Annotated in this window: 11 protein-coding genes and 1 tRNA gene; 4 read left to right on the top strand and 8 right to left on the bottom strand. The window is 59.5% G+C overall.

Annotated elements, in window-relative coordinates; genetic code table 11:
* Nucleotides 1–201 precede the first annotated feature (201 nt).
* From AC3WWR_RS25360 to AC3WWR_RS25340, 5 genes are all read right to left on the bottom strand, one after another.
* On the bottom strand, nt 202–2328 hold the full coding sequence (locus tag AC3WWR_RS25360) for a TonB-dependent receptor family protein (protein WP_492599173.1): 2127 nt from the start codon (nt 2326–2328) through the stop codon (nt 202–204).
* A 313-nt stretch (nt 2329–2641) separates the two neighbouring features.
* Entirely contained in the window at nt 2642–4195 is a 1554-nt protein-coding gene (locus AC3WWR_RS25355; protein ID WP_492599172.1) for an amino acid permease, read from the bottom strand.
* A gap of 265 nt (nt 4196–4460) precedes the next feature.
* A complete protein-coding gene (locus tag AC3WWR_RS25350) occupies nt 4461–5624 on the bottom strand; it encodes an iron-containing alcohol dehydrogenase (RefSeq protein WP_492599171.1) in 1164 nt (387 codons plus the stop codon).
* A 3-nt stretch (nt 5625–5627) separates the two neighbouring features.
* On the bottom strand, nt 5628–7019 hold the full coding sequence (locus tag AC3WWR_RS25345) for an aldehyde dehydrogenase family protein (protein WP_492599170.1): 1392 nt from the start codon (nt 7017–7019) through the stop codon (nt 5628–5630).
* A gap of 7 nt (nt 7020–7026) precedes the next feature.
* Entirely contained in the window at nt 7027–8400 is a 1374-nt protein-coding gene (locus tag AC3WWR_RS25340) for a glutamine synthetase family protein (protein ID WP_492599169.1), read from the bottom strand.
* Nucleotides 8401–8616: 216 nt separating this feature from the next.
* On the opposite strand from AC3WWR_RS25340, the gene AC3WWR_RS25335 reads away from it, so the two are divergent.
* From AC3WWR_RS25335 to AC3WWR_RS25320, 4 genes are all read left to right on the top strand, one after another.
* Nucleotides 8617–9009, top strand: a complete 393-nt coding sequence (locus AC3WWR_RS25335; RefSeq protein WP_020796415.1) for a GFA family protein — start codon at nt 8617–8619, stop codon at nt 9007–9009.
* 227 nt (nt 9010–9236) lie between these two features.
* The gene (locus tag AC3WWR_RS25330; protein WP_020796413.1) at nt 9237–10235 is read left to right on the top strand and encodes a bile acid:sodium symporter family protein; all 999 of its coding nucleotides are present in this window, start codon (nt 9237–9239) and stop codon (nt 10233–10235) included.
* Between the two features lie 121 nt (nt 10236–10356).
* Nucleotides 10357–10431: transfer RNA gene (locus AC3WWR_RS25325), tRNA-Gln, on the top strand.
* Nucleotides 10432–10762: 331 nt separating this feature from the next.
* Nucleotides 10763–12439 carry an MFS transporter gene (locus tag AC3WWR_RS25320; protein WP_020796412.1) on the top strand — a complete coding sequence of 559 codons (1677 nt, stop codon included), beginning with the start codon at nt 10763–10765 and terminating at the stop codon, nt 12437–12439.
* A 176-nt stretch (nt 12440–12615) separates the two neighbouring features.
* Here AC3WWR_RS25320 and AC3WWR_RS25315 read toward each other — a convergent pair whose 3' ends face one another.
* The 3 genes from AC3WWR_RS25315 to AC3WWR_RS25305 all read right to left on the bottom strand — a co-directional run.
* Entirely contained in the window at nt 12616–13842 is a 1227-nt protein-coding gene (locus AC3WWR_RS25315) for a hypothetical protein (protein WP_492599168.1), read from the bottom strand.
* A gap of 8 nt (nt 13843–13850) precedes the next feature.
* On the bottom strand, nt 13851–15044 hold the full coding sequence (locus AC3WWR_RS25310) for a hypothetical protein (protein WP_492599167.1): 1194 nt from the start codon (nt 15042–15044) through the stop codon (nt 13851–13853).
* A gap of 71 nt (nt 15045–15115) precedes the next feature.
* On the bottom strand, nt 15116–16279 hold a 1164-nt coding region (locus AC3WWR_RS25305), incomplete at its 5' end, for a glycoside hydrolase family 19 protein (protein ID WP_492599166.1).

Genomic DNA, 16279 nt, shown 5'->3' with positions numbered 1-16279 from the left:
CGCCGGCAAGCCTGGCTCCTTCGGTGTTTGTTTGCACCGGGCGAGGCGTCGTGATCACCACTGGCCTGTAGGAGCCCGGCTTGCCGGCGAAGGCGACCTCGAATATTGCATTTACCTGTCTGGCCTCATCGCTGGCAAGCCAGCTCCTACAAAATCTGCGCAGGGCGTTGACTCATGGGTGCCGGATTTCCTGCCAATGTCTTACAGCAGGCTCCACGACACCCCGACATACACCCCCAAACCTTCACCCGGCGTCGACCGCGCCGCGTCCAACCCTTTATCGTCGTAGCCCGGCGTGACAGTGGCGGCGTAGTGCTTGTCGGTCAGGTTGCGCATGTCCACCCAGGTCTGCCAGTCACCCTTGGGCGCGTTGTAGCCCAGGGTCGCGCCGAACAGTGCGTAGGGATCGGCGTAGTAGCTGTTGGCGTAATCGACCGCGACCTTGGACACCCATTGCGTGTTGAGCGCGGCGAAGAAGCCCTGGGGCCAGTCGTAGCGCAGTTCGCCCTGGTAGTAGTGCATCGGCAGGCCTGGCAGGCGGTTGTCGCCGAAGCGCTCGTCGTCCTGGTAATGGAAGTCACTGAAGGTGTAGCTCTGGCGCAGGCTCAGTTGACCGCCATCGTTACCCGACCACAGGTTGCTCGACAGGCTGGCTTCCACGCCCTGGTGCACGGTAGGGCTGGCATTGAGTTCGTAGGGCGTGGTGGCGTTGGCATCCGGTAACACCGAGAGCAATTCGTGGCGTACCTGGGCGTAGTACCAGGCCAGGCTCCATTGGCCCATCGCGCTGTCGCCGCGCCCGCCCAGTTCCAGGGTGGTCGCGGTCTGGTTTTGCAGCTCTATCGGGTCGCGCTGGGTGCCGGTAGCAGGGCCGCTGCCTTCGGGGAAGCGGATGTTGGAGCTGTAGATCAGCGACCAGGGGTGCGGTGCCTCGACCGAGCGGCTGAGGTTGCCGAACAGTTGCAGGTCGGGTGTCAGTTGGTAGCGCAGGCCCACGCGAGGAGCATAGTCCCAGTCGCCCTGACTGGTCTTGCCACCGCCTTGCGGGTAAGTCACGGCGCTTTCCCGGCGGGTGTAGATGGCGGCCAGGCCAGTGGTCAGCCACAGGTCGTCGGCGATCTCCAGGTCATTGCCCATGTGCAGGACGCTGTCCGATCCCTGGTAGGTGAAGTTGCGCATGGGCGTGCCCGGCGCATAACCGGCCGTGTTGCCGGTGGGGATGCGCACCTGTTCGCTGGCGCCGGCGTTGGGCAGGTGCTTGGTCACGCGCAGGCCCAGCGTGCTTTGGCTCTGCAGGCCCCAGAGGGTGTCGCGACGCTTGTAGTCGAGGGTGCCGCTGACATCCGTGTAGGCCACTTTCAGGCGGTTGGGACCTTCGCGCAAGTCCATGGGGTAGTCATGGTAGGCAAGGCCGGCCTGGATGCTCGAATCGTCATCGATGAACCAGGTGGTCTTGTTGCCGATAAAGGTGCTGCCCGGCTGTTCGCGGCGATCGTCGCGCGCCACGTAGGCGGGGTTGGCCGCGCGCGGGTCGTGCTCGATGGAGTGTTTGGTGACCCGGCCGGCGAGGTCGTTGTCGGTCTGGCGGTAGCGCAGGTAGAAGCGCGTTTCCAGGTTCGGGTTGAAGCGATAGCCGAAGTTGGCGATGACGCCCTGGCTCTCGCTGGCGGTGTGATCCTGGTAGCCGTCCGCGCGGGCGTCGGTCAGGGCCAGGTAGTAGTCGAAGTCGCCCAGCACCTGCCCGGAGCTGACCTGGCGTTGCTGATAACCGTGGCTGCCCGTGGCATAGCGCACCTGCAAGCGCGGTGCGTTGTAGCCGGTATGGCTGACGTAATCGATGGCTCCGCCCAATGCCAGGGCACTGCGGTCGAAACCGTTGGCGCCGCGCAGCACCTCCACATGGTCAAGCCATAGCGGCTCCAGCAGCTCATAGGGCGTGCCGCCGGGACCGGTCAGCGGCAGGCCGTCGAGCATGGCGTACAGGCCCGAGGCATGGGCGCCCGGCGCACGGTTGATGCCCGATCCGCGTATCGAGATCTTCACGCCTTCATTGCCCGCCGACTGGGCATAGATGCCTGGCTGATAAGCCAGCACATCCTGATTGCTCGCTACCCGGCCCTGCAGGGGGCGGCGCATGTCGACCACGTTGGTGCCGCCGGGTACCTGGTCGAGCCGCGCCTTGGCGTCCTCGATCCCCTGGTCCTCGTCACTCGGGTTGTCGGCCCCGATCAGCACTTGCCCCAACTCCAGTCCCTGGCCCTGGGCGATCGCCGGACAGACGAGGGCCAGGCCGAGCAACGCGGCGGACAGGGATTGGGGCGAGGGCATTGGGAAAACTCCAGACAGGGGGAAACGGGCAGTGAAGTCTGCGACGCATGAAAGAACGAACGGAGCACATGATGATTTTGCTGTTGCGCCAGGAACAGGCTTATCGGCAGGGGCGAGCCTGGCGTGAAATGGTGACCGTCCATGTCGTCGCGCTGCGGGAGGGCGCCTACTGTCGAACAGGCGCAAGGTTCACTGTAGGAGCGAGCATGCTCGCGATGGTCGTGAACGATAACGCGTTGAACCAGATGCCCCGCGGCGCACTCTGGTTTTTCGCGAGCATGCTCGCTCCTACAGGTAGGCAGTCGCGGTTGTTTCAGCGTTTGTTCAACGCTGCTTCCGCCGCCGCGATTTCAGCCTGGCGCTTGAGGATCACGTCGCCCACCGGCGGTCCCTGGAAGCGTCGCGCTTCGAAACCGAACCAGACGATGGCCGTCAACACCAGGAAGCCGATGGTGATGTACAACGCCCAGTCGTTCGGTGGCTGGATGCCGATGACGAAAATGATCACCATCGACACGACGGAGAGCAGGGCGAACACCGTGTACCAGAAGCGCCCGATGTTCCACGGCCCCATGGTCGGCCATTTCGAGGTGCCGTAGGCAAACAGGCCCAGCACGATGGGAATGATGAAGGAGAAGAACAGGAAGATCACTGTGCAGGAGACCACGATGGTGTAGACCGGTGTTTCGCCGATCGATATCACCGACGATCCCCAGACGAACAGCACCGCCAGTGTGGCACCGGTCCAAATGGCTGCCACCGGACTGCGAAAGGTTGGCGAAACCGAGGCCAGGGCTTTGGAGCAAGGCAGGCCGCCGTCGCGGGAAAACGCGAAGATCATGCGTGAAACCGAGGTCACGGTCGCCAGGCCACAGAGCACCTGCGAGATGAAAATCGCCACGTACAAGCCGTCCTTGAGCAGCGGGTTAACTTGGGTATTCATGGCCCAGAAGAACACGCTCCAGCCTTGCTTGGCTGCTTCGTCCATGCTCGGCAACATCAGCACGAATGCGCTGAGCATCACCCAGCCGAACAGCAGCGACCAGACCACCGACATGACCATTCCCCGCGGCACCGACATGGCCGCATTGCGGGTTTCCTCCGAGGTGTGGGCAGAGGCGTCGTAGCCAGTGATGGTGTAGATCGGCAGCAGCAGGCCGAGCATGAAGACCCAGCCGTTGGAGACTTCCGGCCAGACGCCGCCACCCGCCGCGCCAGAGTAGTTGCCGAAGGTCACCAGCCGGGAGAACTCGTAGCTGGGGGCTGATATCAGGCAGACGATGGTCAGCGCCAGTGCGGTGGCGAAGATCAGGTAGCCGGAGAAATCGGTGAGCCTGGCGGTCAGGCCGATCCCCAGGTGATTGCACAGGGCCTGGAGACCGGTGAGGATCGCCAGGAAAATCACCCGGGTCGTGGTGGTGTCTTCCATGCCCAGCGTGGGGCCAAAGGCACCGAAAAAGAAGTAATAGGTGCCGACGTTGATCGCCCCGAGCACCGTGACCAGCCCCAGCAGGTTGAACCAGGCCGTGAGCCAGCCGGTAAAACGGTTGCCGAGGATCGAGCCCCAGTGATACAGGCCGCCTGCGGTGGGGTAGGCCGAGGAAATCTGCGCCATGGCCAGGGCGAACACGCCGGAAATCAGGCAACCAATCGGCCAGCCGATACCGATCGACGCGCCGCCGGCGCCCGAGGTGCCCTGGGCCAGTGAGTTGATGCCACCGGAAAGGATGCAGATGATCGAAAAGGAAATCGCAAAGTTGGAGAAAACCCCCATTCGTCGCGACAACTGCTGGGCGTAGCCCATGCTGTGCAGCACCTTGACGTCATCGTCGTGCGCGTCGGTGCCGGGCTGGCTTGCTGGGTTCATTGTCGTGTGCCCCTTCAGGTTTTGATACGCAGCCATCCGGCGCTCCGGATGGATTGGCTTTCAACCCCTTGTCGTACTGCTCCTGTTTCCTATCGGTGAAACCTGCCAGCTTTTGTGTAGGAGCGAGCCTGCTCGCGATGGAGGTTAACGATTACTCGGGGCGTCAGGTTCCCCGCGTTATCGTTGAGGTTCATCGCGAGCAGGCTCGCTCCCACAGTCAGGTTCCCCGCGTAATCGTTGGCGTCCATCGCGAGCGTGCTCGCTCCTACAGAAGGCGGCCGTGGAGGGCCGCCTGGAAAATTTCCGCTACACCGGCCCGGGTCAAGGGCAGCGGGTTGCCGCCGGCCGACGGGTCGACCACCGCCATGTCGGCGATCAGGTCGGCTTGCTGGTCATCCACCCCCAGCTCGAACAGCGTATGTGGCACGGCGATGTCCTTGCGCAATTTGAGGATGAAGGCCAGGAAGCTGTCGAAGCCCGGGGAGGGCAGGTGCAGGTACGCCGCCAGGCGTGTGATGCGTTCCTCGATGGCCGGACGATTGAACTTCAGCACGTAGGGCATCAGGGTGGCGTTGGTCATGCCGTGGTGGGTGTCATACAGGGCGCCGATCGGATGCGCGAGGGCGTGCATCCCGCCCAGGCCTTTCTGAAACGCCGTGGCACCCATCGCCGCCGCCGCCAGCATTTGCCCGCGTGCATCGAGGTCCGAAGGGGTGTGGACGGCACGCACCAGGGCATTGCTCACCAGGCGCATGCCTTCGACCGCAATGCCATCGGCCATGGGGTGGAAACCAGGGGCGCAGTAGGACTCCAGGCAGTGCGCCAAGGCGTCCATGCCCGTGCCGGCAGTGACTTTGGCCGGCATGCCGACGGTCAGGGCGGGATCGCTGATGACCACGCGCGGCATCATTTTCGGGTGGAAGATGATGCGCTTGGTGTGGGTGCGATCGTCGATGATCACCGCGGCGCGCCCCACTTCCGAGCCCGTACCCGCGGTGGTCGGCACCGCGATGACCGGGGCAATGCGGCTTTCATCGGCGCGGGTCCAGTAGTCGCCGATGTCTTCGAAATCCCAGACCGGGCGGGTCTGGCCACTCATGAAGGCGATGAGCTTGCCCATGTCCAGGCCGCTGCCTCCGCCAAAGGCCACCACGCCATCGTGGTTGCCCGCGCGCCAGGCGTCGAGCCCGCCTGCCAGGTTGGCTTCGACCGGGTTGGGCTTGAGGTCGCAGAACAGCGCGGCGCCCAGCCCTGCATCGCGCAAGGCGTCCAGCGCAGCCGTGGTGATCGACGCACGCCCCAGGCCGCTGTCGGTGACCAGCAGCGGGCGTTGAATACCCTGGCTGCGACAGACCTCGGCCAGTTCCGCGATGCGGCCGACACCGAAGCGGATGCTCGTGGGGTAGTTCCAGTTTCCAGTCAGGCTCATGGCTCAGATCTCGTGGCGCAGATGGAAGGATTTGGCGCGGGTCAGGTGTTCGTATCCCAAGCGGGAAAGGGTCACGCCGCGCCCACTGTTCTTGACCCCGGTCCAGGCCAGGGCCGGGTCCAGGTAGTCGCAGCGATTCATGAACAGGGTGCCGGTTTCGATCTGCTCGCCCAGGCGTTCGGCGGCGGCCAGGTCCCGGGTCCATATGGACGCGCTGAGCCCGAACTCACTGTCGTTCATCAAGGCGACGGCCTCGTCGTCGCCGACAACTGGCATGATGCCGACCACTGGCCCGAAGCTTTCATCGCGCATCACCGACATCTGATGGTTCACATCCACCAGCACTTGCGGGGCCAGATAGGCACTGCCGGGCACATCGGCGGCGAAGGCTTGCGCGTCGATCAGCGCCGTGGCGCCCTCACTCAATGCCTCGGCGATCTGCCCGCGCACGAAATCGGCCGCTTGTGGATTCACCATCGGTCCGAGGGTGGTGGCGGGGTCCAATGGATTGCCCAGCACGTACTGGCGGGTCAATTCGGCGAAACGCTGGATGAAGGCCGGATAGATTGCCTGATCGACATAGATGCGCTCCACGGCGCAACAACTTTGTCCCGAGTTGAAGAAGCTGCCGTCCACCAGGTTTTCCACCGCGTGTTCGAGGTCGGCATCGGCCCGAACGTAGGCAGGGTCCTTGCCGCCGAGCTCCAGGCCGGTGCCAATGAAGCCTGTGAGTGTCGCCTGCTGGACGATCTTGCCGGCCTCCACCGAGCCGGTGAAATTCACCTGCTGTATGTCGCCGGAGACGATGGCCAGCGCAGTCGAGGTGTGGTCAAGCACCAGGTTCTGGAACAACCCTTCAGGCAGATGCGCCCGACGAAAAGCTTCGGCGAAACGCTCACCCACCAGCAGGGTTTGCGAAGCGTGTTTAAGGATGACGCTGTTGCCAGCCATCAGCGCCGGAATGACCGAGTTGACTGCCGTCAAGTAAGGGTAATTCCACGGGGCGATCACCAGCACCGTGCCCAGCGGTTCGCGCTTGATATAGCGCTTGAAACCCGCGACAGGCGCGGGCTCCAGCGCTGCCAGAGCGTCAGGCGCAATGGCGATCATGTGCCGCGCACGTTCTTCGAAACCACGCAGTTCGCCGGCGCCGAAACGCACTGGTCGACCCATCTGCCAGGCCAGTTCCGGGATAATGTCATCCTTCATGGCCAGCATTGCGTCCACCGCTGCGCTGCAAATGCCCGCGCGTTCGTTCAGTGGCCGGCGTTTCCACTGCGCCTGGGCATCGGCCGCCGCCGCCAGTGCCCGATAGAGCTGGCCGGTATCGGCGCAGGGACGTTCAGCATAAACCCGGCCATCGACCGGGGAGATGAGTTGAATCGTCTTGGTCATGGCAATCTCAATAGCGCTCGAAACCGCGCTGCAGTTCCCAATCGGTAATCCGCCGGTCGTACTCCTTCTGTTCCCATTCGGCGGTGTGCACGTAGTGATCGATGACCTCGTCACCGAAGGCCTCGCGCAACATGCTCGACTTCTGCAATGCGGCACTGGCCTCACGCAAAGTCTTGGAGACCTCGGGCAAATGCTCGTCTACGTAGGCATCGCCCTCGAAGGGCGCGGCGAGCTCGAGCTTTTCATCGATGCCCGCCAGCCCGGCAGCGATCAAGGCGGCGAAGGCCAGGTAAGGATTGAGATCGGCACCGCCAATGCGACATTCGATTCGGATCGATTTGCTGCCCTCGGCGCACAAGCGAAAGCCCGCGGTGCGATTGTCCCGGCTCCACACCGCGCGGGTAGGAGCGAAGGTGCCGGCCTGGAAGCGCTTGTAGGAGTTGATGTAGGGCGCGAGAAAGCAGGTGATGTCGTTGGCGTACTTGAGCTGACCGGCCACCCAGGAACGCATTAGCTTGGACATGCCGAACTCGGCCTTGGCATCGAAGAACAGCGGCTTCTTGGCGTTCTTGTCCCACAGCGAATTGTGGATGTGGCTGCTGGAGCCGGCGGCGTCATAGCGCCACTTGGCCATGAAGGTGATCGCCTTGCCCTGCAGTTGAGCGATCTCCTTGCACGCATGCTTGATGATGACGTGATGGTCGGCCATGGTCATCGCGTCGGCGTAACGGATGTTGATTTCTTCCTGGCCCGGGCCCCATTCACCCTTGGAGTTTTCCACGGGAATGCCGCTGGCCTGCAGATGCTTGCGAATTGCCCGCAGCACCGGCTCTTCGCGAGTGGTCTGCAGGATGTTGTAATCCTCGATGTAGTGCCCGGCGGTTTTCGGCTTGTGGTAGTTGCGCTTGTGGATGGCCTCGTAGCTCTCGTCGAACAGGTAGAACTCCAGTTCGGAAGCGAACATGCCGGTGTAGCCGCGCTCACGCAGGCGCTCGACCTGTTTTTTCAGGATCGCCCGCGGGCTGTGGGGCAGGTCTTCTCGATGGTGATGGTCCAGCACGTCACACAGGACCAGCGCCGTGCACTCAAGCCAGGGCACCTTGCGCAAGGTGCGCATGTCGGGCTTGAGCACGAAGTCGCCGTAGCCTTTGCTCCAACTGGCGGCGGCATAGCCCGGCACCGGCTCCATGTCGATGTCGTCGGCCAGCAGGTAATTGCAGCAGTGGGTTTCTTCATGGCCGCTGTCGATGAAAAACTCGACCTGGAAGCGCTTGCCAACCAGGCGCCCCTGCATGTCGACCATGCACACCAGTACGGTATCGATCTCGCCAGAGGCGGCAGCACGCTTGAGTTGGTCAAAACTGAGGAACGGCTCGGTCATCACGGCAATCCTGCGCAAATTGTTTGGGCCTGTCTGAGATAGCTGTTGCAGACGCTCTCCAGATAAAACCAACAACTGCCGCCGCGAGCATCGTAGGCAATAAGCTGACGTAAGCTTAGCCTACTGTCGCTTTTCGCAAGTTTTTGCTGCGCAGGGTTTGTGAGCCTCTACAGTCGTTGAACGGCTACTTTCAAACTTTTGAAGAGGAGGCGAGGCATGCAACGATTTACTGGCGGCTGCCTGTGCGGCAATGTGCGGATTACGGCGTCGGGGCAGCCCTACCGGGTTGGCCTCTGTCATTGCCTCGATTGCCGCAAACACCACGGGGCGCTCTTTCACGCCTCGGCGATCTTCCCTGAGGATGCGGTGACGATCGAGGGCGAAACGCGCGACTACGCCGGGCGCTATTTCTGTCCGCGCTGTGGCTCGTCGGTGTTTGCCCGCAGCGACGACGAAATCGAAGTGAACCTGGGCTCGCTCGATGCCCCTGACCAGTTGCAGCCAACCTATGAAAGCTGGACGGTGCGGCGCGAGTCCTGGTTGCCGGCGTTCCCGCTCGCACGGCACTACAAGCACGATCGAGAGGGCACCGGCCGATGTGACGGCTAAATGATATGGCTTGTAGGAGCGAGCATGCTCGCGATGAACGTCAACGATAACGCTGGCAACCTGACACCCAGCGGTGCTCTCAGGTTCATCGCGAGCATGCTCGCTCCTACAGAAGATCAGCGTGTCGTCCTGTCCGTTAGGCGATATCTCCTGGCTTGTTAGCGTTAGCCGGCAATCAGGGCGCGCGCTATTGTGGTCGCACGTTCCCGGCCGCCTGGATGACCCTGATGACTCGCCCCCGTTTCTTGCCCGACAACTTCACCCTGACCCTGGTCGGCGTGGTCCTTCTCGCCAGCCTCCTGCCCGCCAGTGGCCAGGTGGCCGTGGGCTTTGGCTGGTTGACCAATAGCGCTATCGCGCTGCTGTTTTTCCTGCACGGCGCAAAGCTGTCCCGCGAGTCGATCATTGCCGGCGCCGGCCACTGGCGCTTGCACTTGCTGGTGTTTGGCCTGACGTTCGTCCTGTTCCCGCTGCTCGGCCTGGCGCTCAAGCCTGTGCTGTCGCCGATGATCGGCGCCGACCTGTACATGGGCATGCTCTACCTCTGCGCGCTGCCAGCCACCGTGCAGTCGGCGATTGCCTTTACCTCGTTGGCGCGAGGCAACATTCCGGCGGCGATTTGCAGTGCGGCAGCGTCCAGCCTGTTCGGGATCTTTCTCACGCCATTGCTGGTGACCTTGCTGCTGGACGTGCATGGCGAGGGCGGCTCGACCCTCGACGCGATCGTGAAAATCAGTGTGCAGTTACTGCTGCCGTTCATTGCCGGGCAGATCGCTCGCCGCTGGATCGGTGCCTGGGTGGCGCGTAACAAGAGCTGGCTTAAATTTGTCGATCAGGGCTCGATCCTGCTGGTGGTGTACGGCGCTTTCAGCGAAGCGGTGATCGAAGGCATCTGGCACCAGATTCCATTGCGCGACCTGGCCGGGCTGGTGGTCGCCTGCTGTGTGGTCTTGGGGTTGGTGTTGCTGGCGTCCACCGTGCTGGGCAAGGCCTTGGGTTTCAACCAGCAAGACCGCATCACCATCCTCTTCTGTGGTTCGAAGAAAAGCCTGGCCACAGGTGTGCCGATGGCCCAGGTGCTGTTCGCCGGCAGCACCATCGGCGTGTTGATCCTGCCGCTGATGCTGTTCCACCAGATTCAGTTGATGGTCTGTGCGGTGCTGGCCCAGCGGTTCGCCAATCGCCCTGAATCGGTGCCTGAATTGATGGCACAGGTCGACCCTTGATGGTAAGTCGCTGTTTTAAAATAAAATAATGATGCAGGGGGGTTCCCAGGCGGCAAGAAAGTTGATAAATTGCCGCCCATTCCTGCAGGGGGCCATCCACGGCTCTCCAGGTAGCAGCTACAGGGGCGTCGCCAAGCGGTAAGGCAGCAGGTTTTGATCCTGCCATGCGTTGGTTCGAATCCAGCCGCCCCTGCCATCTTTTGATCAGCCGCGCTCGTGCATTGCACGAGCGCGGCTGATTGCATTCTGAATATCCTCTCCCCGCAACAAAATACCTTCCCACTGCACAGTGTCTCCTTCGCAGGCTCACGACAGCTCGTTCGCTCGATCCCGTTTGCCCATGATGACGAGTGGATATCTGCAAGAAGCCGATTATGCTTCTAGAAACCTTGCAGCGATGCGAGGCCGTCAGCCTGTGTGCATGCTTTGCGCAATCCGTAATCCGATGACTTCAGCCCTAGGGCCTGGGTGCGGCTATAAGACAGTGGGTACTCCGGCCTATAACAAGAGCAAGACGGAGAAGACTCATGGCCGCAATCGACAACACAACCACGGGCAGCGCGCCCAACCGCGGGATCACCAAGGAGGAGCGCAAGGTCATTTTCGCCTCGTCCCTGGGCACCGTGTTCGAATGGTACGACTTCTATCTCTACGGCTCTCTTGCCGCGATTATCGCCAAGCACTTCTTTGCTGGCGTCAACGAGACAACGTCCTTCATCTTTGCCTTGCTCGCGTTCGCCGCAGGCTTCGCCGTTCGCCCCTTCGGCGCCATCGTGTTCGGCCGTCTGGGCGACATGATCGGGCGCAAGCACACCTTCCTGATCACCATTGTGATCATGGGTATCTCTACCGCCGTCGTGGGCTTTTTGCCCGGTTACGCGACCATTGGCGTGGCGGCACCGATCATCCTGATCACCCTGCGCCTGTTGCAAGGCCTGGCCCTGGGTGGCGAGTATGGCGGCGCAGCGACTTACGTGGCCGAACATGCACCCAAAGGCAAGCGTGGCTACTTCACCTCGTGGATACAGACCACCGCCACCCTCGGCCTGTTCCTTTCGCTCCTGGTGATCCTGGCCTGCCGTACAGTCCTCGGCAACGAAGCATTTGAGGCCTGGGGCTGGCGGATTCCCTTCCTGCTGTCGATCCTGCTGTTGATCATCTCGGTCTACATCCGCCTGCAGCTCAGCGAGTCGCCGGTGTTCTTGAAGATGAAGGCCGAAGGCAAGTCCTCCAAGGCGCCGCTGACTGAATCCTTCGCCCGCTGGGAGAACCTCAAGATAGTGATCATGGCGTTGCTCGGCGGTACCGCCGGCCAGGCCGTCGTCTGGTACACCGGGCAGTTCTACGCGTTGTTCTTCCTGCTGCAAACGCTCAAGATCGACGCGCAGACAGCCAACCTGCTGATTGCCGGTTCGCTGTTGATCGGTACGCCATTTTTTGTCATTTTCGGCAGCCTGTCTGACCGCATCGGACGCAAGGGCATCATCATGGCTGGCTGCATCCTCGCAGCGGTGACCTACTTCCCGATCTTCAATGCGTTGACCCAGTACGGTAATCCCGACGTGTTCGTTGCGCAGGAGAAGAACCCGGTCACGGTGGTCGCCGATCCCGACGAGTGTTCGTTCCAGTTCGACCCGGTCGGCAAGGCCAAATTCACCAGCTCCTGCGACCTGGCCAAGACCGTGCTGGCGAAAAGGGCCATCCCCTACAAGAACGAGAAGGCCGAACCGGGCACCGTCGCGCAGGTGCGCATCGGCGACAAAGTCATCCCAAGCTTCGAAGGCACCGGCATGCCGGCCGCCGACTTCAAGACCCGCAACGACGCCTTCGTCGCGACCCTCGGCACCGCCCTCAAGGACGCCGGCTACCCCGAGAAGGCCGATCCGGCCAAGACCAACTACCCGATGGTGCTTTTGCTGCTGACCATCCTGGTGATCTACGTGACCATGGTCTACGGTCCGATCGCCGCCTGGCTGGTGGAACTGTTCCCGGCGCGCATTCGCTACACCTCGATGTCGCTGCCTTATCACATCGGCAACGGCTGGTTCGGCGGGTTCCTGCCGACCGTGGCCTTCGCCATGGTCGCGGCCACCGGCGATATCTACTATGGGCTGTGGTACCCGATCGTCATCGCAGTGATGACGGCCATCCTGGGTACGTTCTTCCTGCCGGAAACCAAGGACCGGGAGATTCATCACACCTGAGCCCTTGAATGCACGCAAACATTGTAGGAGCCCGGCTTGCCGGCGAAGAGGCCCGGAAGGGAGATGCTGCACTGTAGGAGCCTGGCTTGCCAGCGAAGAGGCCCGAAAGGGCAAAGCAATATTCAAGGCCGTCTTCGCCGGCAAGTCGGATCGCCGCCTGTTCAAATGGCATTCCCCTATTTCAAAAGTGCTGATACTGGCATCAATACCGTGCCCCACAGCCCAGTCGCAGCCGTACCGCCACTGAAGATGAATTGCGCTCCAGCACCGCGCTGGACGGCCTGCGTCCCGGCACAGATGCCTAGCCAAGGCGAAGCGCAGCCAGGATGCCCCAGCATCACATCAAGGTTGCACAACCCCGTCTTATGGATGGACATGGGCACTTTGGACAACACGCTGGCCACGGCGACAGCCCGTTGCGCGTTGATACCCACTCGCCAAACCCGCTCGATCGATGTCGATTCAAGCGGCACCCAATCAAGGGCCTGGCGCGTGGCATATAGCAGGTCATCGGAGGAGGGCGTGCGCTCTTGCTCCGGGCGGTGAAGATAGGCCATGGGAGCTAAGGTGGTTTGCGTCAGGCGGTTGCCAAACAACAACCCGACGGCGGCTTCTGCCTTGCCTTCAGGCTGCTGCGGTGCAAACTGCACGGCCACCACCAGCAGTAACGCCCGATCGCGGATACGCTGGTCGAGCCACTGGTCCAGTGCAGTCAGTCCGCTGCCATCGACAGGAGAGAAGGGCTGGCGAATGCCGGATTCGCGCCACGCCTGTTGCCAGACCCGGCGCCACTGGTTCTCCGGCAAACCGCTATCGACGTCCAGCAACAGGGCCAATGGTTGGTCAGCCGGTAACTGCGCCAACGTGGGCGCCAGGTCGGCGAGCGTCTGTGCCCAAATACTCAGCAACAGCGCTTCCGGATTTTCATCTGCATCGCAGGATAAACAACTATGGCGAAGTGTTGTTCCATTCATCCTGGACACTTGGGACTTCAGCGCATTCGCGCCACCCAACAGAGCCTCCAGTTGCACTAACGGCTCATCGCCGGGTTCTTGAAGCGCCGTCTGCAAACTCACGCCCAACACCTGTTGCGAGCGACGCCCCTGACGAATCTTGCGGATCAGGTCTTCTTCACGAGCTTCATCCCAACCCTCGGCGGCACCATGCTCGCCGACGTATAACAGCGCTCGCCCGAAACCCAGCACAAACCAACCCAGGATTGGAAAGACCAAGGCAGCGCGCCAGAACTCCGCAGGCCGTTGAGGTAAGGTTTCGTCGCCGAGCAACAGCGTTCCTCCTGTGCCCAGCAAACAGAACAGTAACAACAGGCCGAACCAAAGTAAAAAACGAGGTGGTTGAGGGCGCAGTGCGGGAGCAGGGATTTTGTCCAGTCTGATTGGCATGTTTTCACCTAACTCTCTGAAAAATCAATTGACTTGCACTGTGTCCATTTTGTGATTTTTTTCATTGTTGTTTGATATGAAACCTTGCACCATCCACCCCACGAATCCTCCGCTAAAACTTTGTCCCCCTTAATTAAATACATATTTGGTGCATGCTGCAGCAACGGCTCCGAGCCGCCCTCATAAAGAAATGCTTTTTCCAAAATGGAGCCGGCGATTACTTCGCCAGTAAGGATGGCGTGAAATAAAGGCGAACTTACCGTTTCCTCAACACTTTTTTTGTCTTTATACGGATACACATATGTTGTTCTCCCTTGCTTATCCATATCATCTCCACCCAAATGAAAAAAACGAGTGAGCTTTTTGTCCAGAAGTAGAGTATCCGCCTCCAATCTAAAAACACTAACATTGTAAATATCGCTTGCCGGATCCCACGCCCTTGGTATCTCCATGCGATGTACGACGAACAATAGTTCTACTCCCCCCTCACCAACGGGAAGAAAAAATACGTCAGTGATTACTCCTTTCGTACCCAAGTATGGGAACTCATAAACAAGCTTTGGGCTTTCAGATGGAATAACTGAATAAAGGGATATTCCATCAGGCTTACGGGTTATTTGTGCATTTGCTTGCAAATCTGTTTTTGTGTAGACAATACATGCATTCACCCTATCTACATCCATAGAGCTATAAGCTTCCCGAAGACCAATGCCGCTGCATTTATTCGCGCCGGATATCTTTGTTTTGCCAAGCTCTACTGTTTGTATGCCTTGATACGCATCGTCGGTTAAATAATCTAACCCAGGAAGGTCGCAATTTTTATTAAAAACTTTTTCGCCTTGCTTTCTGGCGACAACTTTGTAGCCGAAGGAGTTAAGGCTTTCGAATGAATAAAGGTGTTCGCCACGTGCGAAGCGAAGAGCGACCCCGGTACTTTCAGAATTACTCGAATTGTAAATTGTGAATATTCCCTTTGGTGGTATTTTTTGCTCTGGATACTGCAGTTCTATTCTTGCCGGACCAACACCGTAGGACGGTTTTCCAAAACGATACTGTACATACCCACTGGTAGGGGATGTGTTAGCCTTCGCGCAAATTGAAGCAACCTTCCCCAAGTAGTTGTCTTGATCCAAGCTGGGGTTGAATGCGCAGCTAATGTAAATATCCTCACCTTTTTCGCATAATGTTGAGTTTATGTCCACGTATCGATCCTTTGCCCAAGACTTAAGATTCACAAAAGATGCAATAGCCAAACAAGCTATCAGTATTTTTTTCAATTTAAAGTCCCTTTTCTCAATAGATCAACAAAGTGTTCCCTTCTATCTGGATGGCTCGTCGTGTGTTTATTTACAATAGTGGTTATTGAATCCACAACCTCTAAAGCGCTACCTTCATCTGCTATTTTATATAACTCATTATTCAGCCAAAAACTCGCTGCCGATCGAACCGCATATTTTACCTCCAGCAACAAGTCAGGGTTCACAACAAAATCTACACGATCGTTTGGCCACTGTGCCGAATACTTTGAGTGCCAACGTTGAAATAGTGTGTAATTGTGCAGCCCTGTCAAATGCTTCAAACCTCGCCCTCTATACCTCCATCCATCACCGCTTGAAATCCCTCGATTACCAAGTTCGGTACGCCCTCCATAGGCGCCATTAGCGATAGCCTCATAGTCGACTCGAGTCATAGGCATGCCGTTTTCTTTTATTTTTCCTGTCTTGATTTTGTATCCGTATCGCCTTGCTTCTTCCGGGTTATTCCGAAAGTAACTGAACAAGTCAATCAGCGTGCTGGCTTTATAGGCGAAATTCTCATCTGTCGATAAATCTTCCCCGGTTTCCTGTTTTATCTGTGCAAAAAAGTGAGTTCTTCGTAACGGAGTATCCAACTTGAAGAAGTCGAGATTTGCGTTTAACTCGTCAGCGATTTTCTGCAAATCATCGTATCGATCCTCACGAAGCATCGGATAAATGCTTCTCATGATTTCAAGGGAGAATTCAAATCGGTCACCACTAAAATTCCCCATCAAACCAACCGGATGAAAGTGATAGGCACTCCCCCACGAAGGCAACCCGACCTTTTCCGCGACGTCCCTCCACCACCCCAGCCCTGCGATCCGCTGCTTCTCCGCCAGCCAGTTCAAGTGCGGCGTCGAGCCGCTATGGCCGAGCAACTCATCCAGTGCGTCCCAGATCTTCGGTTGCTGAAACCACTCGCTTTCCTTGTACAGGATCATCTGCGAAATCGACTGCGCATGCGCCGGTAACTCAAGAGCCGCTTGCAGTTCAGTGGCTGTCATCTTGCCGTCGCGGTTGCGATCGATGATCGCGTACAACCGGCTTTTCATCGGGCCCTTATCGTCCTTTTCGGCGATGGGGCGATAACGCTCGCGTTGTGCGTCGCTGAAGCCGCCGACGGCGCTGAGAAAAGAAGC

It is taken from the genome of Pseudomonas sp. EB271-G4-1 (assembly GCF_058791355.1).
This window is presented reverse-complemented; position numbering and strand designations above follow the sequence as displayed.